The organism is Acinetobacter sp. AOR18_HL (genome assembly GCF_027855145.1).
Taxonomy (GTDB): domain Bacteria; phylum Pseudomonadota; class Gammaproteobacteria; order Pseudomonadales; family Moraxellaceae; genus Acinetobacter; species Acinetobacter pittii.
Map to the genome: position 1 here is coordinate 1 of NZ_JAKTIG010000011.1, position 25,351 is coordinate 25,351.

General features: G+C 39.3%; 23 protein-coding genes. 10 read left to right on the plus strand and 13 right to left on the minus strand.

The window, feature by feature from the left end; translation table 11 throughout:
* Positions 1-95: 95 nt before the first annotated feature.
* Positions 96-1,391: an ImmA/IrrE family metallo-endopeptidase gene (locus MKL51_RS02760; RefSeq protein ID WP_005075179.1), complete on the plus strand. Its 1,296-nt coding sequence runs from the start codon at positions 96-98 to the stop codon at positions 1,389-1,391.
* Here MKL51_RS02760 and MKL51_RS02765 read toward each other — a convergent pair.
* Positions 1,388-1,939: a TetR/AcrR family transcriptional regulator gene (locus tag MKL51_RS02765; protein WP_002115916.1), complete on the minus strand. Its 552-nt coding sequence runs from the start codon at positions 1,937-1,939 to the stop codon at positions 1,388-1,390. The genes MKL51_RS02760 and MKL51_RS02765 overlap by 4 nt on opposite strands.
* Before the next feature lie 698 nt (positions 1,940-2,637).
* On the opposite strand from MKL51_RS02765, the gene MKL51_RS20960 reads away from it, so the two are divergent.
* On the plus strand, positions 2,638-3,054 hold the full coding sequence (locus tag MKL51_RS20960; protein WP_025468418.1) for an NF045616 family extracytoplasmic (lipo)protein: 417 nt from the start codon (positions 2,638-2,640) through the stop codon (positions 3,052-3,054).
* 53 nt (positions 3,055-3,107) lie between these two features.
* Here MKL51_RS20960 and MKL51_RS02780 read toward each other — a convergent pair whose 3' ends face one another.
* The 4 genes from MKL51_RS02780 to MKL51_RS02795 all read right to left on the minus strand — a co-directional run bounded on the left by MKL51_RS02780 (position 3,108) and on the right by MKL51_RS02795 (position 7,077).
* The gene (locus MKL51_RS02780) at positions 3,108-3,599 is read right to left on the minus strand and encodes a flavin reductase (RefSeq protein WP_000249487.1); all 492 of its coding nucleotides are present in this window, start codon (positions 3,597-3,599) and stop codon (positions 3,108-3,110) included.
* A 185-nt stretch (positions 3,600-3,784) separates the two neighbouring features.
* Positions 3,785-4,828, minus strand: coding sequence for a methionine synthase (locus MKL51_RS02785; protein ID WP_017481281.1), 1,044 nt, complete (start codon positions 4,826-4,828; stop codon positions 3,785-3,787).
* A gap of 21 nt (positions 4,829-4,849) precedes the next feature.
* On the minus strand, positions 4,850-5,836 hold the full coding sequence (locus MKL51_RS02790) for a DUF1852 domain-containing protein (RefSeq protein WP_017481280.1): 987 nt from the start codon (positions 5,834-5,836) through the stop codon (positions 4,850-4,852).
* Between the two features lie 368 nt (positions 5,837-6,204).
* Entirely contained in the window at positions 6,205-7,077 is an 873-nt protein-coding gene (locus MKL51_RS02795; protein ID WP_017481279.1) for a LysR family transcriptional regulator, read from the minus strand.
* 255 nt (positions 7,078-7,332) lie between these two features.
* On the opposite strand from MKL51_RS02795, the gene MKL51_RS02800 reads away from it, so the two are divergent.
* Positions 7,333-7,941, plus strand: a complete 609-nt coding sequence (locus MKL51_RS02800) for a LysE family translocator (protein WP_017481278.1) — start codon at positions 7,333-7,335, stop codon at positions 7,939-7,941.
* Between the two features lie 101 nt (positions 7,942-8,042).
* On the opposite strand, the gene MKL51_RS02805 is transcribed toward MKL51_RS02800, so the two are convergent.
* Positions 8,043-9,068 (minus strand): fatty acid desaturase, encoded by a 1,026-nt coding sequence (locus MKL51_RS02805; protein ID WP_080612922.1) that lies wholly within the window; start codon positions 9,066-9,068, stop codon positions 8,043-8,045.
* Positions 9,069-9,283: 215 nt separating this feature from the next.
* Between MKL51_RS02805 and MKL51_RS02810 the strand changes: the two genes are divergently transcribed.
* Positions 9,284-10,291, plus strand: coding sequence for an AraC family transcriptional regulator (locus MKL51_RS02810; RefSeq protein WP_270904172.1), 1,008 nt, complete (start codon positions 9,284-9,286; stop codon positions 10,289-10,291).
* A 56-nt stretch (positions 10,292-10,347) separates the two neighbouring features.
* On the opposite strand, the gene MKL51_RS02815 is transcribed toward MKL51_RS02810, so the two are convergent.
* The 7 genes from MKL51_RS02815 to MKL51_RS02845 form a co-directional block, all read right to left on the minus strand.
* Positions 10,348-11,715, minus strand: a complete 1,368-nt coding sequence (locus tag MKL51_RS02815; protein ID WP_017481275.1) for an amidohydrolase — start codon at positions 11,713-11,715, stop codon at positions 10,348-10,350.
* Between the two features lie 33 nt (positions 11,716-11,748).
* Entirely contained in the window at positions 11,749-13,134 is a 1,386-nt protein-coding gene (locus MKL51_RS02820) for an outer membrane protein transport protein (RefSeq protein ID WP_107908852.1), read from the minus strand.
* Positions 13,135-13,295: 161 nt separating this feature from the next.
* Complete coding sequence (locus tag MKL51_RS02825; protein WP_017481273.1) at positions 13,296-14,342, minus strand: AbrB family transcriptional regulator; 1,047 nt, start codon at positions 14,340-14,342, stop codon at positions 13,296-13,298.
* Positions 14,343-14,391: 49 nt separating this feature from the next.
* Positions 14,392-15,891, minus strand: coding sequence for a tripartite tricarboxylate transporter permease (locus MKL51_RS02830; protein ID WP_000382837.1), 1,500 nt, complete (start codon positions 15,889-15,891; stop codon positions 14,392-14,394).
* Positions 15,892-15,904: 13 nt separating this feature from the next.
* Positions 15,905-16,351 (minus strand): tripartite tricarboxylate transporter TctB family protein, encoded by a 447-nt coding sequence (locus MKL51_RS02835; RefSeq protein WP_080612898.1) that lies wholly within the window; start codon positions 16,349-16,351, stop codon positions 15,905-15,907.
* A 54-nt stretch (positions 16,352-16,405) separates the two neighbouring features.
* Complete coding sequence (locus tag MKL51_RS02840; protein WP_017481270.1) at positions 16,406-17,458, minus strand: Bug family tripartite tricarboxylate transporter substrate binding protein; 1,053 nt, start codon at positions 17,456-17,458, stop codon at positions 16,406-16,408.
* Between the two features lie 108 nt (positions 17,459-17,566).
* Positions 17,567-17,740 carry a hypothetical protein gene (locus MKL51_RS02845; RefSeq protein ID WP_155394939.1) on the minus strand — a complete coding sequence of 58 codons (174 nt, stop codon included), beginning with the start codon at positions 17,738-17,740 and terminating at the stop codon, positions 17,567-17,569.
* Between the two features lie 510 nt (positions 17,741-18,250).
* Between MKL51_RS02845 and MKL51_RS02850 the strand changes: the two genes are divergently transcribed.
* The 6 genes from MKL51_RS02850 (at position 18,251) to tcuB (ending at position 25,337) form a co-directional block, all read left to right on the plus strand.
* Complete coding sequence (locus MKL51_RS02850; RefSeq protein WP_017481268.1) at positions 18,251-19,180, plus strand: LysR family transcriptional regulator; 930 nt, start codon at positions 18,251-18,253, stop codon at positions 19,178-19,180.
* A gap of 277 nt (positions 19,181-19,457) precedes the next feature.
* A complete protein-coding gene (locus tag MKL51_RS02855) occupies positions 19,458-20,768 on the plus strand; it encodes an MFS transporter (protein WP_017387501.1) in 1,311 nt (436 codons plus the stop codon).
* 91 nt (positions 20,769-20,859) lie between these two features.
* Positions 20,860-21,654, plus strand: a complete 795-nt coding sequence (locus tag MKL51_RS02860; RefSeq protein ID WP_017481264.1) for a substrate-binding domain-containing protein — start codon at positions 20,860-20,862, stop codon at positions 21,652-21,654.
* Positions 21,655-21,774: 120 nt separating this feature from the next.
* Complete coding sequence (locus MKL51_RS02865; protein WP_017481263.1) at positions 21,775-22,704, plus strand: LysR family transcriptional regulator; 930 nt, start codon at positions 21,775-21,777, stop codon at positions 22,702-22,704.
* Positions 22,705-22,807: 103 nt separating this feature from the next.
* Entirely contained in the window at positions 22,808-24,214 is a 1,407-nt protein-coding gene (gene tcuA, locus MKL51_RS02870; RefSeq protein WP_000543960.1) for an FAD-dependent tricarballylate dehydrogenase TcuA, read from the plus strand.
* Positions 24,204-25,337 (plus strand): tricarballylate utilization 4Fe-4S protein TcuB, encoded by a 1,134-nt coding sequence (gene tcuB / locus MKL51_RS02875; protein WP_270904173.1) that lies wholly within the window; start codon positions 24,204-24,206, stop codon positions 25,335-25,337. The genes tcuA and tcuB overlap by 11 nt, the downstream gene beginning before the upstream one ends.
* Positions 25,338-25,351 lie beyond the last annotated feature (14 nt).

Here is a 25,351-nt window from a genome sequence, read left to right on the forward strand (position 1 = left end):
TTTACGGAATTAGGTCGACCACTTACCCAAGTTACGCCTTAAATTTGGCTCAATTAGGGGCGCTTTGCCTTTCAAATCTTTGTGCAACAAAGCCCATGAATACTAAAAAGAAAGGCGACGCTTTTGAAAATTTTGTTTTTGATTATTTCTCGATCCTACTCAGAAAGGGTTACTTAGGCATTAACCCTAATCAAGCTAAAATTTACAAACAGAAAAAGTACTATTCAAAGGATAGAGAGGGCTACATTATCTTTGATGTAGCTATTGAAGTTTCCTTCTTTGAACAAGAAGATCCATTTCTAGTTATTCTTATTGAATGTAAAGATTATGGTAAAAAAGTACCTGTTGATGATATTGAGGAATTTTCAACCAAAGTTAGTCAAGTCGGAAAGCATAATACTAAGGCTATCTGCATTACTAAAAATGGCTTCCAAAAAGGAGCATTAAAAATTGCAAAAAATAGAAATATAGGACTATGGAAAATCACCACTAATGATAATCATGAAGTTATCTTTAATAGAACAATTAATAGAATAAAGAATAATGATGAAATCATAAGTAATGCACTCACTTCAGAAAATTTCCAAGATATTTCTGCTACGAATATCTTTATTCAAACACCCCTACGCTTTACAAGCATTCCAAAAGATTTAATTTATGATTTCCTTTCTTTGCAGAAAGATGTATCTCCAAAAGAATTCTTCACACAACACCGTGTAAATTCATACTCTAAAACTATCCCTTATAAATCTAAAAAAGAGTTAAGCATCCTTGCAGAAAACTTATTTGATAAATTTTATAAAAACGATGAGATAGATTTAAATGAAATAATAAATACTCTAGGTTATAAACTTATTGAGATTGATACTCCCGAACACCCCAATATTATTGGTAAGCTAGAAACTAAATTAAAAACTATTACTATTTTGGGAACTACCTTCTTTTCTCAACATCAGATTAATTTTGCAAAAGCACATGAAATAGCACATATTTTTCTTAACCATAGCAAATATATAATTTCAGAGAACTTTTCACCAGCTATGGAATCTCACTCTGTAGATATAGAAATTACCCAAAATATTGATCGACTAGAATTTCAAGCAAATTATTTTGCAGGTTGCTTACTACTGCCTGAAAATCGGTTAAAAGCAACTTTAAACTATTATTTACAACATTATGGCATCAGAAATAGAGGATTCTCACCACTCTACATTGACTCACAACCATGTAACTTTGAAAATTATAGAAGAATCATTTTACCTTTGACTGAAATTTTTAACGTTTCCCAAGAAACAATGAAAATTAGACTAACAGAATTAGGTTTAGCTCAATTTGCTTTTCAACCTACTTCTACCAATAAGGTAAAGAAGTCATATATAGATCGGTTCTAAGCCCTCCCCCAAAACCTCTCCAACACCACATCCCGTTCATCCACACGATTTGAACTTAAAACCTGTAGCATCAAGCCATCAATTAAGTTTAAAACCATATTGGCATCAGGTTTGAGTTTGTTAGTTTCCAGACTAAAAACTAAATCAAAAATTTCTTTCAATAGCCATTTTCGGTATTCAACTGCCATGCGGTAAGCCCGAGGATAAAGCAGTTTTAATTCAAAAATGGCTTTAAACAAAAGATGGTAAAGGCTATTCACATCGACATGTAAACGGACAATTTCTTTGAGTTTATCGGCTGCGGTTGGGTAGCGGTGTGAATAGACAATTGCTAGTACTTCTTCTTTGAGTCGGCTTTTTTGAAAGATTAAACACATTTCAACAAGACGTTCTTTCGAGTGAAAGTAGTTATAAAACGTGGCTTTTGGAATTTTGGATTTTTTAATAATCAGGTCTACCCCTGCATTGTGAAATCCATGCGTGGTAAAAAGTTGGATGGCAGTTTGAACAACCTGTAATTTTTTGGAAGATCTTTCTAAAGTTGGCATAGTTTTACCGTTATAAATTCTTGTTGTTTCTAAATGAGATAAAAAGCCTGTGCCCTTTCTGGGAGAAAAAAAGGCACAGCATAGCCGTAAGACGGTGCTTGGCACATCTCAAGTTTTGTTTTGCTAAGTTTTAAGTAAAAATGACTTAGAGCCTGAAAACCTTATGGCGTTCAAGCTGCTGTAAATTTTTAAGCTGTGTCGTTATAGCTTTTGGCATTGAGTGCCAAGAAATAATGGATGTGCATAGCCAACTCCTGATTTTGGGAGTTCTGCCAAAGCATTCATTAGAAATTATGGTGGCAGAACGAGCAAGGGTTAGCAGACTGATAGTAAGAAATCAGCACACCCGAAGGTGTCCCTCACTCGTCCTACCGCAACGAGCGAGGGACGATTGATACACATGAGACTACTCCTCAGAAGGAATAATCTGATGCTCTTACTATGCGGTCTGCTAAAACCGGCTGGCAATGTGGCCAGCACGCAAAGCATAATCTGAGAGTTTAGAGGTGTCAATGTAGCTTTTATGACAAGCAATTAAATTTCTTATTGTTTTTCATTAGATTAACTTAATTATTATTTTAGATATTATATTTAATTGTATTTATTTATTTTTTAAAAAGAGTCAGATACGGTAAGCTAAACCACATGAATTTTACTTTTTGATTTGGAATATTTTTTAGAACTTTACGAGAACATAAATGATAAGACTATCTTCAAAGTCCATTTTAATATTAACAACTGGGTGTTTGTTAAATGGCTGTAGCCAAGGCCCTCTTCCATTAGAAGTTACGCTACATCAAGATTATGTATGTGCCTTTACCAATAACCCTAAAAAAACAAATTATTCTTTTGATAATAAATTTTTGATTTTTATGGGGAAAGTGGACTACCAAAACGGATTTAAAAGTTCTTATGAGAAAGAATATTTAAATGCCCCTCTGCCTATAGAAGAAAAAGATTGTGTAAAAATTCCTCTAAAAGAATTTGAAAAGAATGTGGTTTATGACATTACTTTAGATATATACAAAACTTTTGATACACGTATTTGTGTAGTAGAACATAACAATAAGCTAGAAATCCGAGAGCCTGAACTCGGTGAAACAACTTGTAAATAGGATTGTTCCTAGGTCCTCATTTCGCTATTTCAGAAACAACAAAACAAGTGGGTTTAGACAATCTCGGTCTGTCCCACTTGGTGATAAGCACGGTTAAAATAAACCAAACTTTGGTCATGTTGGCTTTGTTTAATCGCTACGATCGGGCATATAAAAATCGTGTGTGTGCCGACTTGTTGAATTTGCTCAATCTCACAATCGAAACTCACCAAAGCATCATCCAACACAGGTGAACCCGTTTCTAACTCAATCCATGCGCCATGTTTAAAGCGCTCTTCTGGTGTGAGCTTAGATGAAAATGCCTTTGAAATATGTTCGTGGTGTGCGCCTAAAACGTTCACAGTTAAGATTTTGTTATCTAGGAAATGTGCATGTGAACTCGCAGATTGGTTCATACACACCAATAATGTCGGAGGTGTGTCGGTCACACTACAAACAGCAGAGGCAGTAAATCCAAAACGGCCAGACATGCCTGCCGTGGTCACAACACTAACTGCACTTGTGAGTAAAGACATTGCATTTCTAAAGTCTGTTGCTTGAACCATGACATTATTCCTAAATTGAACGGTACCTTGTCCTGTGTGTTTGCTATACCGCCCAACTCCATCAGGAAGGTACTATCGACATGCGATCTGATTAGAGCGACATGTAGTAAGTAAAATGAGGGTTACTTGTTTGATTATCAACTGCCATCAAAAAAGTAACCCTTTATACCACTTATTGGTAAATATTAAGCAGTAAGATCATAACCAGTCAGTTCTCGGCGAACGATTTCTGCACCTGCACTTAAAGCATTTAACTTGCCACGTGCCACTTCACGAGAAAGAGGTGCCATGCCACAGTTTGTGCACGGGTAAAGTTTGTCAGAGTCTACAAACTGAAGCGCTTTACGAAGTGTGTTAGCCACTTCTTCTGGTGTTTCAATCTGGTTAGATGCAACATCAATTGCGCCGACCATCACTTTTTTACCGCGAATGAGTTCGAGTAAATCGATAGGCACATGTGAGTTGTGACATTCTAACGAGATGATATCAATGTTAGACGTTTGAAGTTTCGGAAAAGCTTCTTCGTATTGACGCCATTCAGAACCAAGTGTCTTTTTCCAGTCAGTATTGGCTTTAATACCGTAACCATAGCAAATGTGCACCGCAGTTTCACATTTTAGACCTTCAATTGCACGCTCTAAAGTCGCGATACCCCAGTCATTTACTTCGTCAAAGAATACGTTAAATGCAGGTTCGTCAAACTGAATGATATCTACACCAGCAGCTTCTAACTCTTTCGCTTCTTGGTTCAAGATTTTGGCAAATTCCCAAGCAAGCTTTTCACGGCTCTTGTAGTGACCATCGTAAAGCGTATCAATCATAGTCATTGGGCCAGGTAATGCCCATTTAATTGGCTGATTGGTTTGCTGACGTAAAAACTTCGCATCTTCAACAAACACAGGCTTTTGACGAGACACCGCACCTACCACAGATGGTACGCTTGCATCGTAACGGTCACGAATACGAACTGTTTCGCGCTTCTCAAAATCTACGCCATTTAAGTGTTCAATAAATGTCGTCACAAAGTGTTGGCGGGTTTGTTCGCCATCGCTCACAATGTCGATGCCTGCAAGTTGTTGTTCATGCAACGCCAAACGTAACGCGTCTTTTTTACCTTCAACTAAGCCTTCGTTTTCGAGTTTCCAAGGTGACCAAAGCTTTTCAGGTTCTGCAAGCCAAGACGGTTTAGGTAAGCTGCCAGCAGTTGAAGTTGGTAATAATTTTTTCATGATCAATGACCCGTATGTTGATTAATTAGGAGCGTAATTAGCAGACCACTGCTCAAGAATCGCTTGGTATGGTTTGATAAATTGCTCTTCAACAAACTTCCCCTGCTCAATAGCCAAACGGCTACGTTCTTCACGGTCATACACAATTCGAGTAAGTGAATAATCTTCGTGTTTCAAGCTTGGTTGATAAGATTTTCCAGCCACTGAGTTTGCGTTGTAAATTTCAGGACGGTAAATCTTTTGGAATGTTTCCATCGTACTAATGGTACTGATCAACTCAAGGTTGGTGTAATCACTCAACAAATCGCCTGTAAAATAGAACGCTAACGGCGCAACGCTATTTGGCGGCATGAAGTAGCGAACTTTTAAGCCCATTTTTTGGAAATATTCATCAGTTAATGAATAATCTTCTTGCTTGTATTCAACACCTAAAACAGGATGTTCGTTTTCAGTACGGTGGTACTCTTTAGTCGTCGAAACGCTTAAGCAAATCACAGGCGCCTTTTTAAAGTTGGCTTTATAAGTCTCAGAGTTAATAAAGCTCTTAAACAAGTTACCGTGTAATTCACCAAACTTTTCTGGCGTGCTAAAAGTCGACTTATTTTTGTTGTGATCTAACAACAGCACACTAAAGTCATAGTCACGTACATAAGACGAGAAGTTGTTGCCTACAATACCTTCGATGCGTTCATTGGTTTTTTTATCAACAATATTGGTTTTCAATATTTCGATTAAAGGAAGCCCGCTAATACGGTTTTCGGCATCAATGTTCATTTCAACTGAAATGATTTCAAGTTCAACGCCATAGCGGTCTCCTTTAGGGTTGTCCCAATGAGCTAAGGCATTGAAACGATTGTCGATCATCTGCAATGTATTGCGCAAATTTTCTTCGCGGCTCATCCCTCTTGCCAAGTTAGCAAAGTTGGTTGTAATACGTGTATTGTCTGCTGGACGATAGTTCTCATCGAAACAAATACTCTTAATCGTAAATGTAAATTCTTTACTCATTGTGATCAGTACCCTAATTTCTGAGATAAAACCTAAATAAAAACTTTTTGCTCTTTTTAAACTTTCCAGACTTGTCAGATTTGTGCCTTATGGTCTTACCAAAGTGAATTACTGGAGCGCTTCAGAGCATGAATAGATTTATACCGCAATCAGAACATGAATAAAAATGATTTAGTCTCATTACAAACTGAGTGAAATTCATGTTTAGGGTTTAATAAATAAGTATGAAGTTAAATATTTTTCATCATCGGGAATTTTAGACAGCAGAAATTCAATATGCGGCGCTCACACGGCACCTTAATTATTTTAAATATTAATTATTACTTTCAAATACTTAATAGTAAAAATTTAAGTTAAAAAGAATCAACCTAAAGTAATGTGTGCTGACTTTCATTCATCTCTGCTTTTAGCCATTCTAAAAATATGGTTTTGCGTGAATCTTCCTCAAAAGCACTATGAGAAAGTAAAAAATAGGCTGAAGTATCTTGTACAACAGGTGAAATTTTTTGCAGTAAGTTCCACTCAAGTTCTTTTTCAATCATATAAATTGAGATGACCGTTGCGCCAAGTCCCGCCAAACAACCTTCTAAACATAGATAAAAATGTTCGAGTTCGACTTTGGTGTAGCCTTTTAAACTTTGTTTTAACTCAGCAATGCGACTCGTACTTTTGAAAAAATTTGGTCTAGAAGTTGAAATGAGTAAGTCGTTTGTTTCCGATGGTTTGGTTGCTTGAACTAGAGCGATATATTCATCGGTAATTTTTTCGCTATAAATATGCTCTCCCCAATCAAAGTCATTTCGGCGAATCGCGATATCAATATTCTCTTTTTCAAAATCGACCACGCCACCTGCGGTGAGTAGCACAACCTCAAAATCATGACCGAGCTTTTTAAATTTTGATAACCGTGGAATGAGCCATTTCATAGAAAGAGTCGGTTCACACGACAAGACCAGTTGTTTGTTTTCAGCTTTAGGCTGGCTGAGTTGTATTAAGCATTCATCGAGTTGACTAAACACCTGATGGCAACAACTCATTAAAATTTCACCCTGCTTAGTCATCACAAGTGTTTTATTTTTACGGTCAAATAAAGTCGTATTTAAAGCTTCTTCTAAATTATAAATCTGTTTACTAACCGCACTTTGCGTCACAAATAATTTCTTTGCAGCTAAAGTGACGCTGCCATACTTCGCCACAAAGTAGAAAAACTTTAATGAATTCAGAGATATTCTTTCTATCATTCCAAAAACTCATAGATATATAGTCGTTTTTATCGATTTTTATTTTTAGATTTCTGTTCAAAATAAAAATCGTCTTTATTAAAACCTATTTTAGATGATGAAAAGTATATTGAATATCGATATCTATCTTCGTAAACCTAAAGCTCTAACATCTTTTGCAAAAAGAATAGCAATTTTAAGTAGTGTTTTCGCCCTCTTACATACATTCCAAAAAGTACAGATAAATTCTCTCGTTTTCAGCGAGAGTGCAAGATAATGGCAGAGTTTATTGCGGTTATTCTCATTACGATTTTAGCGGTGGTTAGCCCCGGCGCTGACTTCGCGATCGTTACGAAAAATAGTTACTTGTACGGCAGAAAAATAGGTGTGTTCACTTCACTGGGAATATCGCTTGGCGTGTTGGTGCATGTGACCTATACACTTGTAGCCGTTGCCTTTGTGATGACATATACGCCTCAAATTTTGAATATTGTTAAGTATATTGGTGCGCTTTATCTGATCTATATTGGCTATAAAACTTTTACTCAAAAACCTGTTTTAGACACTGCGGCTTTAACTTCTATAGGTACTTTGCAAGCCATAAAATACGGCTTTTTTACCAACGCCCTGAACCCTAAAACCACCCTATTTGTAATTAGCACCTATACGCAAATTGTGAGTTTAACCACGCCTAAAACCATTCTTTTGGCTTATGGCTTTTTTATGTCATTTGCCCATTTTGTATGGTTTTCACTGGTGGCAGTGCTGTTTTCATCCATGCTACTGAGACAGAAAATGTTAGCCAAGCAAGTACAGATTAATAAGGTGATTGGTTCAATCTTATGTGTCTTAGGCGTGATTTTACTTTTTACTAAGTTTCAGTAGAGCCGTTTAATTTTTAATAATCTTTAGGGTGAATTTATAATTAATGGACTGAGTGCTTTGTACAGAACTCAGTCCATTTGAGTGAGATAAAAAGCTATGCTTTAACTTTTTGATTCTGATAAATCATTTACGTTCCAACGATTTGCTCTTTTAAAGGTTCCAACATCGTTAAACCGCACTCCCATATCACGCATGACTTTATGGGCAACTGGCGCGGTCATTTGGCGAATGTAGAATGGTTCTTTCACCACAAAATGGTGGATGGCATGCGTTGAACCAAAGTTAAAGCAAAACAATTGGAACGGAGTCATCCACCACGGCTTTAATACTTGAGTTTGTTGAATGACATTACCCAATTCAACGTCACCGTAGTAATGCATATTGCTAGTCACAAAGTGCAAGCAGAAGGTACGCAGCACATTCGGTGCAATCCAAACAACAGTCAAAATATTAACCACATGCATAATATTTAAAGTGGTAGCTGACCAAGCAATCGGTGCATTCGCCCAACTTAAAACAGCATCTACTGCATGAAAACCTAAAAAGATATACCACAGCGACCAATGAATAATTCCTAACGGAAAATAAGCCATAAATGCACGTTTAAAAATTACTTTTCTAACCGTCCAATTGCTTGTAGAAATAATACGGAACAAGACCGCCAAGCCGTTATCACCAATCGCGATGAGTCGACGTATGCTCCACTGCTCTCCATTAGTTAAAGCTCTTTCTTCTAAATCAACTTCGGTGCCTGAGTTTTTATGATGGTTAAAATGCAGCTCACGACGCTTCCACGGGTTAATGGTACTTGGTCGAGCTAACCAGACTAAGCCCATCATTAAATGATGTGCCCATGGTTTCTTTCTAAAATACATCCAGTGAATCAGGTCATGCTCTAACTCATGGGTGAGCGATGCGAAAAAAGCAATAATCGGAATTGCAAACCAAGCTGAAAGTTGATGATTTATATAGAGCACGGCAGTCGCTATCATGCCGACCAAAGATATAAATAGAATCATCGCCCCAATGGCATTTTGATGGTTCAAAATAGGATGACGTTTGCGTAAAGCCACGCCTTCTGCTGTTACTACTTTTTTAATATGTTCGGTTTTTTCGCTATCGGTCATTCCGGCAGGATTTTTATAAATATAGGTCATCCGTTATTCCTCAGTTTTTCATGCCTCTACTTTATTTAGATCACCCTAAGTGTGCTTAGCTCGAAACGCCAATCTATTGGCTATGGATGCCAAAATAAAAAGATTCAGAATAAACAAAAGATTTTTTAGTTTTGAATCTTTTATACTGTTCAGAGGAATATGAATCACAAGTTATAGGACATAACATGCCACAGACAGCAACGGCACTGGCTAGCTGGGTGAAAGCGATTCAAAAAGCGCTCGAAAAAGCCGGTGTTGATAGTCAACCTTTATTAGAACAAGCAGGTTTAGATATTCAGGCTCTGAGTAATCCTGATGCACGATATTCATTAAAACAAACAGCAAATTTATGGAAATTAGCAGTTCAGAAAACTCAAAATTCAAGTTTTGGCCTTAAAGTTGCCAGCCAAGTCAATCAAAATACTTTTCATGTGTTAGGGCATTCACTGATTACCAGCACCACCCTAAAAGAGATGTTTCTAAGAATTATTCGTTATTTTCGTGTGGTTACGGATATTCCAGAGCTAGAGTTTTATGGGCAAGGAAATAACCATTATTTCGTTATTCATGTTCCCGACGAAGTTCAGCCCGAATCTATCGATGCATTTATTTCCGTTTTTATTCGCTCAAGTCGTGCTTTACAAGGCTCTGTTTTTTCGCCATTACGCATTGAACTTAGACGTTCAGAACCTGAAGATTTAGAAACATTCCAGAATATTTTAAAAGCTCCGATTGTGTTTAATGCACCCAAAGACATGATTGTGTTTGATACAGCAACCATAGAACAACCACTAGAAGGTGCAAATCCCACTCTCACCCAAGAATATGATGAAATTATTAATCGTTATCTGGCACGGTTAGATAAAGAAAATATATTGGCACGAGTGAAAGTAAAATTAATCGAAAAATTATCTACAGGCGACTTTCAGCAACAAGAAATAGCAAAAAGTTTAGGGTTAAGTATTCGTAGCTTGCAAAGGAAACTCTCGGCAGAAAACACTTCATATAGTGAACTGTTAGATGACACCCGTCATGAACTGGCACTTTCTTATATAAAAAACACAGGCCATAGTGTGACTGAAATTGCATATATTTTAGGTTTTACAGATGTCAGTAGTTTTACACGTGCTTTTCGACGTTGGACCGATTTATCGCCCATCCATTATCGAGAAAAATATCTAGCTTGCTCTTAACTTTTAAAAACTTAGAAAAAAAGATGCATATGAATGCATCTTTTTTTATGAGTAACTTACTTTTTAGTGAGTAGTTCTAACATCGAAACTGTAGTGACCTTGGCACCAACTGGCAAAGCTTTTAAGTCAACAATGTAGTTTGGACTATGTGGAATATAAGGCACAGGTTTGCCTTGTTTGACTGCATTTGCAAACACAACTGGGTCTGCTACACCAATAAACATAAAGTTAAAAGGAATGTCTTTTTGGTCGCCTAATAAATGATGAACATCTTCTGATCCCATAACCGCGGGATACTCAGTTAGAACATGTTTATCGCCCAATAGTGCTTTTAAAGGCCCATTTAAACGTGCCGAAAATTCTTTATTGTTAACTACAGGTGTGCTCGAACCTTTAAACGTAAAGGTAGGTAATTGATCTTTACCCATCCCCTGCATTTGGGCCGCACCTTCACTCATAGACTTAATATTATTTAGCATGGTTTCACGCACTTTAGGATCAAACCAGCGCAAATTCATTTTGACCAATGCAGTAGAAGGAATCACGTTATTCGAGTTTCCAGCTTGGATTGAGCCAATCGATAACACTGCCGCTTGTTGCGGATCAACTGCATTACCCATAATGGTTTGATATTGAGTCACTGCGTTTGCAGCCATGCTAATCGGGTTCTTGGTGAGCATTGGTAATGAACCATGTCCACCCACACCTTTAAATAAAACATCAAGCTGATCTGTTCCTGCCATACGTGGCCCCGGTGCATTGATGACCACGCCCACAGGTGCAGGCGTGGTATGCACTGCAAAGAAATAATCAGGTTTTGGCAAGTTATATTTTGTCCATAAGCCATCGGTCACCATAGCTTTTGCACCTGTGATCGGCTCTTCGGCAGGTTGCGCGACTAAAATAACAGTTCCGCTCCATTCCTTTTTTAAAGCGACTAATGTTTTTGCCATGCTGAGCATCCATGTCACATGTGCATCATGACCGCACATATGTGCTACAGGTGTTTCAGTTCCATCATCAAGTTTTACACGCACTTTACTCGCGTATGGTAAACCAGTCGCTTCTTCAACAGTGTTGGCATCCATATCGGCACGGTACATGACTGTTGGCCCTTCACCATTTTTTAAAATGCCGACCACGCCTGTTTTGGCTATTCCCGTTTTAACGTCAAAACCCAGTGACTTAAGTTCTTTGGCAACAATTGCTGAAGTACGCGTTTCCATAAACCCAAGTTCAGGGTGTTCATGAATGTCTTTATAGACCTTGCTTAACCATTCTGTTTGGCCATCAATAATGGTTAACGCTTTTTGCGAAACTGCCGGCAAAGTTGTTGGACTTGCTTCTGCATGAAGGAGAGTTCCATAACCTGCAATGAAAGTCGATAATCCTAAAAACAGGCTGTTTTTAATGATTTTATTCATGTAATTAAAACCTTATAAATGACTGATTTAATTTTAAAATTTATATCCAATTTTTAAGCCATAGCTGACTGAGTGGTTATCCTTAAACTCACCTACATAATAGTCACTACCCGCCTGTGCGCCAAGCTGAGCTTTTGCATCGCCTAACCAGTAATACTTCACACCACCAGAAATAAAGTATTGCGATGTCGGGCTATATTGAGCACCCAAGCCCAAGTTGTAATATCCCTTGGTTGGGCCACCCGTTGACACTTTATCACCTGCTCCCGAGTCCCATCCAACCGACACAGAACCTAACCATTTAGGTGAAAAGCGTTGTCCAACCCCTAAATTTAAAGACCATTGGTCATCATAATAACGAACCAAATTAAAACCTTCCGGACGGCTTGGCGTTGATAGTACGCCAACAACTTTTGAGATCTCACCGAAGCGATAAGGTTGTAGAGCGAGATCACTCCAATTTACCCAGCGTAAACTACCAAACAGTAACGTTCCCTGACGAAGTCCGGTCTGGAACTCCAAATTCACTGAATCAGGAGATTTAAATTTTGTTGTACCTGTATCTTCTTGTTCTGGCAAATTGGCAATAATCTGATTTAAGTAAGCTTTCTTTAGTGGAGTCATCTGACCAATAGAAATCATGTAGTCTAGATGCTGATTAACTAAATCACGACCTTGTTGAGTGCTTAACATCTCAATGAGTGGGGCATTTTCAGTCGCGTTTAGTTTGTGAGTAATGGCTGAACGGTAGGTTAATGAGACTTTCACAGCTTTTTCCGGAATCTGGTAGGCAAGCCCTGCTAACCATCCCAAGTCACCTACAGTTTTGGTATGAAAGTCATAGCCGTTGTAAAGACTAAATACATTACCTCTTAATTCAACCTGACTTTTAAAGGTTTGATAGACTGGCCCCACATAAAGATTCCAGTTCTTTGTGGGTTGATATCCCAAAATAAAGCTTAAATTTTGTATATCAAATTCTGATTTTGCATTTCCTGTAGGAGCCTGACCAGAAGTAGCATTGGCAAGTCCTGCTGTTGTAATGCTGGGTAACATAACCGTGTCTTTTGGCGTTGCGACAAAGCCATTTAGGCCTGAATATTCTGTGTCGGCACCAAATGGTTGATCGTAAAGCAAGCCAAATGAATACTGCGGTGCTAACTGTAATTTTAAAGCTGCGGTAGGTCGATAATCGGTGTTGGCTATATCTGAAATTGAATGATGTGACGGGTTTGTGCCCGACTCTACACCACTTAAATCGGCATCTGTGATTCCTAAACTTGCTTCAAAATAGTTACCCGGTTGTAAAAATGCCGCTACAGACTGCCCTGTTTTATCAAATGCAGCCGCATGTAAGGTGCTTGTGCAAATTGAAGTTATTCCTAAGATCAATATTTTTTTATTCACAACAAAATTCATGGATCCATCCTGGATATTTTTTATTTTGATTCCTAACTTTATGTAGATTTGAATGCTTCTGCTTAGCTCCAAACGCCAATGATTTGACCGTAGATGCCATATTGAAAAGTTATGGTTTGTATAACGGTAAGCACAACAAAGTTCTTATATTAAAAAAGCTCTTACTTTTTAGATTTAAAAAACAATTGCAGACTGTATTGATAAAAAAAGCGTGTAGTGAGAATGACGAAAATTAATCTTGAGAGTTGAAAGGAAACGACGATGGGTACTGCGAGTCCGAGAGCTTTAGCCATCAGTGACATTTCTGCGATGCCTCCAGGTGAAAGGCCTAAAATCAAGATTTGTTTTTCTGTATGACTTAAATTAACCAGTAATAAAGCAACGCTGATCGATAACGCTAAAGCCAGTAAATTGAATATCAGTGTGATTCCAATAAATTTTTTATTTTTCCTTAAAAAGCTAAATGGAAATTTGCTGCCTAATGACCAGCCAATACAGACTTGACCAAAGGCAGTAAACCATTCAGGCAATTTCATCTGAAGTATTCCACAAAATGACAATAACCCAATAATGGCGAGTGGCCCCAAAATCCAAGCATTCAAAAGATTAAAAAATTGAAAAACCTGACCAACAAACAGAGCCAGACAAAACAGTAAGACGACTTGAAAAAAGCTAAATTGATCCGATACTGGTATCTTTAAACCAGTCCATTGAACATGAAAATAAAGCTCCATAAAAATTGGAACCAGCACAACCAAAATCACAATTCTCAAACTATGGGCAGCAACGACTTTATCGACTTGAGCTTGATATCGTTCTGCAATATTCACCATTTCACTGGCGCTACCAATCGCAGAAGAAAACCATGCAGTTGCCCAATCCAAGGCATTAACTCGATATTGCAATCCAGCCAGCAAAGTACCCAACACAAGTGACCATGCCAAACCTATGAGAATAAAACCCCAATATGCTGCCACTGCCTGTACCAAAGCTGGTGAAAAGTATAGGCCTAAAGCCATACCAATAATGACCTGCCCTATGCGTCGCCACTGGGGATCACAGGCAAGTGGATGACCAACACTACCGAACAATAAGGCCGTCAATAAAGGTCCAAGCAACCAAGGCAAGGGAATATGCAAATATTTGGCAATTAAAGCTCCGACCAGAGCAATTGCTAATCCTTTGAGATTTGAGCTTATTTTTTCCATAATTCAGAGCAATAATAGCCAACCAATGCTGGCTATTATTGCTGTCCTTTTAAGCTTGTTGCTTTTTGATAAACAAGTATTTACGAACGATTGGCAAGATCAATAATAATCCTGACATGATCCAAAGTCCTATACTAATGTTACTGCTCCATAAGACATCAAGTTCCCCTTGAGAAATTGAAAGTGCACGGCGCAGATTCGATTCCATTAATTCGCCAAGTACAAAACCTAAGATTAATGGAGCTAAAGGAAAATCAAATTTTCTAAGAATATATCCACACACACCCAAGCCCATACAGAGCAGCAAGTCAAAGATATTGCTATGAATAGCATACACACCCACAAAACTCACGCTTGCGATGATCGGGATCAAAATATAATTAGGAATACTCAACATGCGGGCAAAGAAGCCTACCAATGGCAAGTTTAATACCAACAGAATGATATTACCCACCATAAGCGATGCAATCAGTGACCATACCAGTACAGGTTGCTGAACAAATAACTGTGGACCTGGTGCAATGTTATACATAAGCAACGCGCCCATCATGACCGCAGTCGTTCCCGAACCTGGCACGCCTAATGTCAGCATGGGTACAAATGAACCACAAGCCGCTGCGTTATTCGCACTTTCTGGTGCAGCAAGCCCACGTAAGTCACCTTTACCAAACTTGCTACTATCCTTTGCCATTTTTCGCTCAGTGGTATATGCCATCGCACTTGCAACGGTTGCACCTGCTCCTGGAAGAATACCTAAGAAGAAACCAATCACTGAACTGCGAATAATAGCAACCAACGAGAAAAAGAACTCTTTAAGATTAAAAAGAGAACGCTTTCCTTGTTTTAAGGCAACTTGACCAATTGTCGTGCGTTCGAGCATTAATAGGATTTCGCTTACACTAAATAAGCCAATAACCAAAGTAGTGAAAGCAATTCCGTCACTTAAACCCACACTGTTAAAGGTAAAGCGATATACACCTGTAATTGCATCCATTCCCACAGTTGAAAGTGCTAGGCCCATGAGTGCCATAATTAAGGTTTTAAAAGGCTGCGTACTGACCAGACCAGTTAAACAAACAATTGCAAAGACCATCAAAGCAAAATATTCAGCAGGACCAAATGCAATTGCCCATTTCGCCAATATAGGAGCAAACAATACAATCCCAATAAAGGCAACCGTACTTCCAACAAAGGAACTGACCGATGATAAAGACAATGCGATTCCTGCTTTTCCTTGCTGTGCCAATGGATAACCATCTAAGGTGGTCATAATGGCTCCAGCATCTCCGGGTACGTTTAACAGAATCGCTGAAATACGTCCGCCATATTCACAGCCCAAATAAACCGCTGCCAATAAAATCAAGGCACTATCTACAGGTAAACCCAAGGCATAAGCAAACGGCAATAAAATTGCCACCCCATTAATTGGACCTAAACCCGGTAATAAGCCAACAATCGTTCCAATAAATGCGCCAATCAAAGCAATTAAAAGATTCTGCGGCTGCAAGGCAACCTCAAACCCCATCATTAAAAAACTTAATACATCCAATATCGGGTCATCCTTAACCAAAAAATCCAAGTGGTAATGGCACATCCAAGAAACGGTCAAACATATAGTAGGTACTCATGCTAAGTACTAAACCTGTCACCAAAACCGGTATGGTTTTGCCATGGAAAAGTTTGCCCACTGCAATGGTCATCAACAGGGTTGCAACAATAAAGCCGAGCCATTCAAAAACTAATGCATATAGCGTTAAAGCCACCGCGCACAACGCTAACTTAACGATTAAATGTTTTGTCCATCCCAACTCAACGGGTTCAAACATAATGGCTGGTCGAATAGTGAGATACGCTGCACTCGCTGTAATTAAGCCCATTAATAAAATAGGAAAAGCTTTAGGGCCCACTGGGTCGTAGGAAATTGGGGCTTCAAAATTGCTCGCATAAATCAACAAAAATAACCCGCAAACCGTAATAATGGCGGTAAGAATCCGTTCAGATTTCATCATCTATCCTCAGAAAAAAACTGAGCTGAAAAATAGCTTCTCAACCCAGTCGATTTGTTATTGTGATAATTTATATTCTTGCGATAACTGCCGCATTTCCGCGGTCTGTTTATAAACATAAGCTGTGAGTTCTTCACCTGTCAGCTGAAATGGGAGTAGATCCTGATTTTCACGGACTGCATCAAATTTCTGGTTAGCCATCATTTTATCGAAGGCATTTTTCCACCAACCATAGGCTTCATCACTGACCTTTGGTCCCATATAGAAACCACGGATGACTGGCCACTCAATGTCATAGCCTTGCTCTTTTGCAGTAGGTAATTTTGAGAACTTCCCATCTAATCGCTTGTTAGCAAAAACTGCTAAAACTCGAATATCACCAGACTCTAGGTATGAACTGACTTCACTGATATTACCTACCCCAACTTGAATATGCTGCCCCAGTAATGAAGTCAGCACTTCCCCACCGCCTTCAAGTGCAACAAATCTTAAATCGGCAGGACTAATACCTGCTTTTTTTGCCAACATTGCTGTTTGCATCCAGTCTTGACCACCTACACTTCCTGCACCACCAAAGCTAAGTGCTTTTGGGTTTTCTCGGAGTGCTTTCATCAAGTCATCGAGATTTTTCAATGGTGAGTCTTTATGTACCGAAACCAAACCATAATCGACGGCGACCCCAGACAACCATTTCACATCTTTTTCAGTGAAGTGTCCGAATTTTCCTTGTGCTAAGTTCAAGAGTGAACCAGTGGAAAATGCAACCACGGCATTATTATTCGCAGGATCACTGTTTACGATTTTGTTATAGGCTACGGCACCTACCCCACCCGGCATATAGGTTACACGTATTGGATCTTTGAGCTGGTCTGTTTGTTTAAAGCCAGATTGAATCAATTTACAGGTCATATCAAACCCACCACCCGGCTTGGCTGGTGCTATACATTCTGGGCGTTTTGGCTGCCCCGCCTCTTTAGAAGCATTTCCTGAACCACACCCAGCTATTGTCACACTGACGCATGTTAATGCGAGTAAAGTTAAATTTTTCATGTTACATACATCCTTATAACGTTTTGCTCTATTCATATTTTGATTTTTACCAATCTCCATAATCGACCTCCTTGGCACGATCATGCTTATTGGTTTTTAGTTTTGGTCTTATGTTTTGAAATGCGCTTTTTTACAGCGAATTTCAGTAATGCAGCGTTACTATAAAAATTACGAATCAATCGACTGAAAGAAATAGCTAAGTAGAGGGAAAGTTAGGACAATCACCAGATCTATAATGAGAATTAAAACCTTTGCAGAAATATCTAAAAATGCTTCGGTTAAATAATACTGATGAATAACAACAAGATAGTAAAAAATAATCCATTGTGTTGTCTTTTGCATATCCATGCTATGGGTAACGTTAATATTTAAATAAATAAACCTGTTTACCCAATCTTCCCTTCTGATCAAATGAGCTACATACTCATATATTTTTCCAATAGTTATTTAATCAGTTACTCTTCTTCATCATTTGAAAATCCATCATATTTTTTAATGCATCATGCATTTAATGTGCTCCTTTTTTCATTTGAAAAGATTAAAGCACAGATCAAGAAAACATCGTGATACCAATAAATTAAAGGGGGCATTAGTAAAATTAAATAGGTTAAAATTCTAAGAAAAGGGAATGTGAAAGACTGAAAATCTAGCGGTAAATTTATCGTAATAATAAATAAAAGTTAGAGAATAAATTTTAATATTAAAGTTGAAAAAGATCGTTTTATTGTTTTTAGAATATCAAATTAAAGATCTTTTTTATGGATTGCTGTTAATATTAAAGTGCATGATAGATTTCCCAATCCTTCATATCTGTACAAATTAAATCAAGGATGATGAGCGAACACATTTATTATGGAAATCAAACAAATAAAATATTTTTTAACTGTGGTTGAAGCAGGTAGTATTGGTAAAGCTGCCCAAAAACTTGATGTGGGCGCTTCAGCAATTAGCCAGCAAATTAGTAAATTAGAACAAGAGCTAAGCATTCGCCTATTACAGCGTAATGCCTTTGGTGTCACTCCTACTCCCGCAGGTCTCGCCTTTTTAAAACATTCTCAACTTATTTTACGTCAAGTGAACTTCGCGGTAGATGCTGCCCATTCTGCACGACTATCTGGACATGTCAGCCTTGGCTTTCCACCGACCATTACGGCTTTGATTGGTATCCCTTTAATGAAACTAATGTCTGAACGTTACCCAGACATTCGTTTAGAGATTGTGGAAACGCTATCAGGCAATCTAATTCAATCCATTAACTCGCGTCAGCTCGATATCGCAATTATTTTTACCAATGAAATTGATAAACAGTGGTCGATTCAACCTTTGGTACGCGAGCAAATGTATTTAATGGCACGCAAGGAAGTGCTAGAAAAATATGGTCTTGCCGATTGCATCAAAAGTGGTGTCATTCAGTCTCAACAAATTGGAGACCTTCCTTTAGTACTGCCACGTCAGCGCCATAGTCTAAGAAAGTTGCTTGAGCACAAGATTGGTCAGCTTAATGTCGTCTATGAAATTGATGGCCTACACTTACTCATGGACAGTCTAATTCACCTCGACCTTGCCAGCGTCCGCCCAGGTAGCGCTTGTCTGCAAGAGTACAAACATAAGCTTCAATTACTCAAGTTAGTAGACCCTGAAGTTGAACGAATCAATTACTTGGTAAGCCTTGCCGAAGAAGAATTATCACCTGCTGCACTTGCCGCAAAGTCAGCCATTAAGGCTTGCGTGAAAGATTTGATTCAAAACCAGATTTGGCCATGTTCTGAAATTATTTTATAAAGAGTCATTAATTTTATTAAATACCTAATTAATTTTGCCCTCTCACTCCCTCCTGCTTTTTGAGATTACATTTTCGTCCGAATGATAAGTGGTTTTCCGCTTATCGAAATATAGATGTGTAGTTTGAACTGGAAACAAGGCATCACATTTTCTGCAAAGGACCTCGCTAAATCTCATCTCTAACCCATTTGCTCTTTAGATTTATTGATTGAATCAATTTAGGTCCAGCCTCGAAAATCGTGAATGTTTCCATTTTGTCAGGCCAAGGAGGTCTCCAATGGATGTCGTGAATAACCGTAGGGCTACTTTTAAAAAAATATTAAATGTAACAAGTGGCAACTTTTTAGAGCAGTACGACTTTTTTCTTTTTGGTTTCTATGCCACTTATATCGCGGCAAAATTTTTCCACTCTGAAAATGAATATGTCTCTTTAATGATGACATTTACCGTATTTGCTGCGGGTTTTCTTATGCGTCCTCTCGGCGCTATTTTCTTGGGCGCTTATGTCGACAGAGTTGGTCGACGCAAAGGTCTCATTGTTACTTTAAGCCTTATGGCCATCGGAACCATCTTAATTACCTTTGTACCGGGTTATGAAACCATAGGTATTATTGCGCCGATTTTGGTGGTCATTGGACGTCTATTACAAGGCTTTTCGGCAGGTGTTGAATCTGGCGGTGTGTCGATTTATCTCGCAGAGATTGCAACGGATAAAAATCGTGGATTTATCACAAGCTGGCAGTCTGGCAGCCAACAAGTTGCTGTTGTGTTTGCTGCATTACTTGGCTACTGGCTCAACACCATCTTAACTACTGCTCAAGTGGGTGAATGGGGTTGGCGTATTCCGTTCTTAATCGGTTGTTTGATTATTCCTTTAATCTTCTTGTTCCGTCGTACTTTAGAGGAAACTGAAGACTTTAAATCGCAAAAGACTCATCCTTCAACAAAAGAAATTTTCAGCACACTGGCAAGCAACTGGCGCATCGTCCTTGCAGGCATGATGATGAGTGCCATGACCACAACCACGTTCTATTTCATTACGGTTTACACCACAGTATATGCAAAACGTACTTTAGAAATGTCAGTAACAGATAGCCTTTTAGCAACCGTGTTTGTTGGTTTGTCTAATTTCTTCTGGTTACCAATGGGTGGTTTGCTTTCAGACAAAATTGGCCGCCGTCCAGTACTAGTCGGCATTACCACACTTGCTCTCTTTACAAGTTATCCGGTTTTAAGTTGGTTAGTGAGTAACATTAGCTTCTCGAACCTTCTAATTACGCTTGCTTACTTCTCGTTCTTCTTTGGTATGTACAACGGAACCATGGTCGCAACCCTTGCAGAAGTGATGCCGAAACGTGTACGTACAGTTGGTTTCTCTTTAGCGTTTAGCCTTGCAGCCGCTATTTTTGGTGGTATGACCCCAATGGCTTGTACCTTCCTTGTCGAAAACACAGGCAACCCAAGTACCCCTGCTTTCTGGCTCATGCTTGCTGCAGTTTGTAGCCTTATTTCAAGCTTGTATCTATGCCGCGGTTCTAAACAGAAAAATACTGACGCGATTGCTGAACCTGCAAAAATTAGCGCTTAAAACAACAACGACTTAACCTGAAATTTTAATGAACAGTACGGTGGATCTTAAATCTCCGTACTGTATTCTCCTGTCATTAAAGCGAGATACTATGAAAAAGTCCCCTATCTTCATGACCATTTGCCTAGCTGGTGCTGGCTTAGGCTCAACTCTTGCTAACGCAGATACTATCGAAGTGATTAGCTCTGGTGGTTTTTATTCATCTATGGAAAAACTCATTCCATTATTTGAAAAACAAACAGGCCATACCGTGCATCTCTCATCTGGTTCATCAATGGGTGCATCACCAACTGCAATTCCAAATCGACTCGATCGTGGTGAACGTTTTGACGTGGTGGTCTTGGCTGCTCCTGAACTCAACAAGCTCGCAGAAAAGGGTTATGTAGAACCCAATTCACAAAGTCCTTTAGTCAATTCAAGCATCGGCATGGCTGTGCCTAAAGGTGCACCAAAGCCAGATATTAGTTCTGCAGAAAAATTTGAAAAAGTTTTATTAAATGCCAAGCACATCGGCTATTCAGCAAGTGCGAGCGGTACGCATCTTGAAAAAGATGTTTTCCCAAGCTTCCCGCCTGTCGAGTACAAAGTAATTTCGAGTAAGGCAGAAAAAGTGGTAGGTGACCGCGTTGCAAAACGTATCGCCGAAGGCCAGTTTGATATTGGTTTCCAGCAAATTAGCGAAATCAAACCTTTTACAGGCAAATATGGTCAAGTTGAATTAGTCGGCCCAATCCCTGCACCGTATCAAAAAGTGACTGTATTTGCGGCAGGCATTGGTAAAAACTCGGAACATGCAAAAGTCGCAAAAGAGTTAATTAAATTTGTGAAATCGCCACTAGCAACACAAATTATTGAAGAACAGGGTCTTGAGCAGGTTAAACAATAAAAGCTCTAAAAGGCAACGTCTTGAGGTGATGTTGCCTTTTCTCTTTTAGTGGTTTACTCAAAGCAATAGAACAAAAAACCAGTGTAGAATTAATCCATAAAGGTTAATGTAGTATTTACCGTGGAACTCAAACAATTAAAGTATTTTATTGCAGTGATCGAGTCAGGAAGCTTGGGTAAAGCTGCAAAAAATCTCGATATTGGAACTTCTGCATTAAGCCAGCAAATCTCAAAATTAGAAAGCGAGCTTTCTATTCGCCTTTTACAACGTACCGCTTTGGGTACGGTTCCCACCCCTGCGGGTTTAGCTTTTTTTCAACAAGTGCAACTGGCGCTTAGACACCTAGACCATGCCGTAGACTCTGCGCATTCCTCACGTTTAAGTGGTCACGTCACCGTCGGTTTTTCACCGAGTGTTGCAGCTGTTATTGGCACGCACTTTTTAAAACTCATGAGAAATCGTTATCCCGATATTAAAGTCCGTTTAATCGAAGGTTTATCGGGTGACCTCAAAGCCTTGGTTAATGCAAGGCAGCTCGATGTTGCCATCATCTTTAGTGATGATGTCGACCCACAGTGGGCCATACAGCCTTTAGTTAAAGAACAGATGTTTTTAATCTCGCCTAAAGATGTGCTGAGTCAGTACGGGCTTGAAAGCTGTATCGACACTCAGACCATTACTCATTCACAGCTTAAAGAACTCCCTCTGATTTTACCAAGTCAACGACATGGACTGCGTTTATTGCTCGAACAGAAAATTCATCAGCTTAAAGTGGCTTATGAAATTGATGGACTGCACTTATTAATGGAAAGCATTAGCCAACTGGAAATGGCAACCATTCAACCTGCGGGTGCATCATTAAACTCAAGGCAAGACCTATGTTTACTGCGCGTTGTAGAACCTGCCATTGAACGCATTAACTATTTAATTAGTCTCTCTGAAGAAGAAATCTCACCTGCTACTTTAGCCACGAAAGTAGTGATTCGCGCCTGTGTGACCAACCTGATTAATGAAAAGCGCTGGCCCGGTGCGGAACTCATAAATACTTAAGCACTTAGTGTTTATTTTTAATAAACACCCATTCAAGCTTAGCCTCTCACTTCACCTTTCCTTTTAAAGCTACATTAGCCCTAGCTGAGAAAGGGAGAAATCCATGCATGATGTGATTGTAATTGGTGGTGGGAATGCCGCACTGTGTGCCGCACTCACAGCAAAAGAAAGTGGCGCTTCTGTACTGGTAATAGAAGCAGCACCTAAAGAGTGGCGTGGTGGTAACTCACAACACACTCGTAACCTTCGCTGCATGCATGATGCCCCTCAAGATGTATTAGTCGATGCCTATCCCGAGGAAGAATATTGGCAAGACTTACTTAAAGTGACTGCTGGAAAAACCAATGAGCACTTAGCTCGTCTAGTGATTCGTAGCACGGCCACCTGCCGCGACTGGATGCGTAAACATGGTGTGAATTTTCAGCCACCACTATCGGGTGCTTTGCATGTTGCACGTACCAATGCATTTTTTATGGGTGGTGGTAAAGCCCTCATTAATGCGTACTACCGGAGTGCCCAAGAACTTGGTATTGAAATTTTATACAACACAAAAATTAAAGATCTAAAGTTAAATCAAGGGCATTTTGAAGCTGCAATTGCGGAAGATGGCCGTGTATTTAAAGCAAAAAGCTGTGTATTGGCCGCAGGCGGTTTTGAGTCAAATTTGGAGTGGTTAAGAGAAGCATGGGGACAAAATGAAAACGGCGAATGGCCTGCCGATAATTTCATTATCCGTGGAACCCGCTTTAATCAAGGCAACTTGCTTAAATTTATGATAGACCAAGGCGCCGATATTATTGGTGATCCATCACAATCACATTGCGTAGCCGTAGATGCAAGAGCACCGTTATATGATGGTGGTATTTGTACTCGCATTGACTGCGTTTCCTTGGGAATTGTGGTCAATAACAAAGCTGAACGTTTTTACGATGAAGGTGAAGACTTCTGGCCAAAACGTTATGCGATTTGGGGCCGCCTTGTAGCTAAACAACCTCAGCAAATTGCCTATTCGATTATTGATTCAAAAGCCATTGGTCGCTTTATGCCACCTGTGTTTGCAGGTGTAAAAGCAAATAGCATTCAAGAACTGGCCGAAAAAATCGGACTAGATGCAAAAACCTTATGCCATACCGTAGAAGAATTTAACCAAGCCTGTGTACAAGGCACCTTTAACCACACGGTTTTAGATGACTGCACCACCGAAAATATTGTTCCCAACAAAACCCACTGGGCTGTTCCTCTCGATCAACCACCCTTCTATGCCTATGCCCTTAAACCCGGCATTACCTTTACCTATTTAGGTTTAAAAGTCGAAGACGATGCTGCTGTGCGTTTTAACAATAAGCCAAGCCGCAACCTGTTTGTCGCAGGTGAAATGATGGCAGGTAACGTACTTGGTCAGGGTTATACCGCGGGCGTTGGTATGTCGATTGGCACGACATTTGGGCGAATTGCCGGAAAAAATGCCGCCCACTATGCACTTTCACAAGGAGTTGAACATGAATGCTAATAGCAAAGCCCTAATTCCAGTTGTTCAGCTCTCTGACCATGAGCAAGAAGTTCAAAGAGCCCTACAGATTTGTAATGCTTGTCGCTACTGTGAGTCATTTTGCGCTGTATTTGCGGCCATGACCAAACGCCTTGAGTTTAACCAAGCCGATATTCATTACCTAGCAAACCTGTGCCATAACTGTGGTGCGTGTTTACATGCTTGCCAGTATGCCCCACCTCATGAGTTTGGGGTAAACATTCCTAAAGCGATGGCACAAGTACGTTTAGAAACTTATCAAGAATTTGCGACCCCTCAGCCTTTAGGTCGACTTTATAAGTCTGTAGGTATTCCTTTTGTCTCGGCTTTAACACTTATTTTCTTTTTTTGCATGTTAGCTGTGGTGTGGTACAAAGGCACTGACTTATTTGCAGGCTACCAAGGTAATTTCTATGCGATTTTCCCGCATAACTTTTTAGCACTATTGTTTGGAGGGACCTTTACAGTTGCGATTGTTTTACTCGGTATTGGAATTAGCAAATTCTGGCGACAAACCTCTAAAGTCATTTATGGCAAAGTTGAGAAACCCGATCTGGTTCAAGCCACTCAAAATGTATTAACACTTAAATATTTAGATGGCGGTCATGGTAAAGGCTGTAATGAGCAAGATGACCGTTACACACAAATCCGCCGTGTGTTCCATCACCTAACTTTTTATGGCTTTATGCTCTGCTTTGCAGCTACAGGTGTAGCGACTTTATATCACTATTTTCTTGACCTACATGCACCTTATCCTTACCTAAGCTTGCCTGTGATTTTAGGCACTTTAGGTGGAATTGGCTTAGTTGTCGGGCCTGCTGGCTTACTCTATTTAAATCTTAAACGTCATCCGTTGCATGGTGACCGTGAGCAAAAACCTGTAGATCGAGGCTTTATTTTCCTTCTACTTATCGTTAGTGCTTCAGGGCTAGCACTTATGGCATTTCGCAATACCCCTTACATGGCACTTTTACTGATTTTCCATTTAGCCACTGTCATGACTTTCTTTATTACCATGCCATTTGGTAAGTTCGCACACGGTTTTTACCGCAGTGCTTCTTTACTCAAATTTGCCATCGAAGAACGTATTTCCAAGAAATCATAATTTCATTCAAAAGT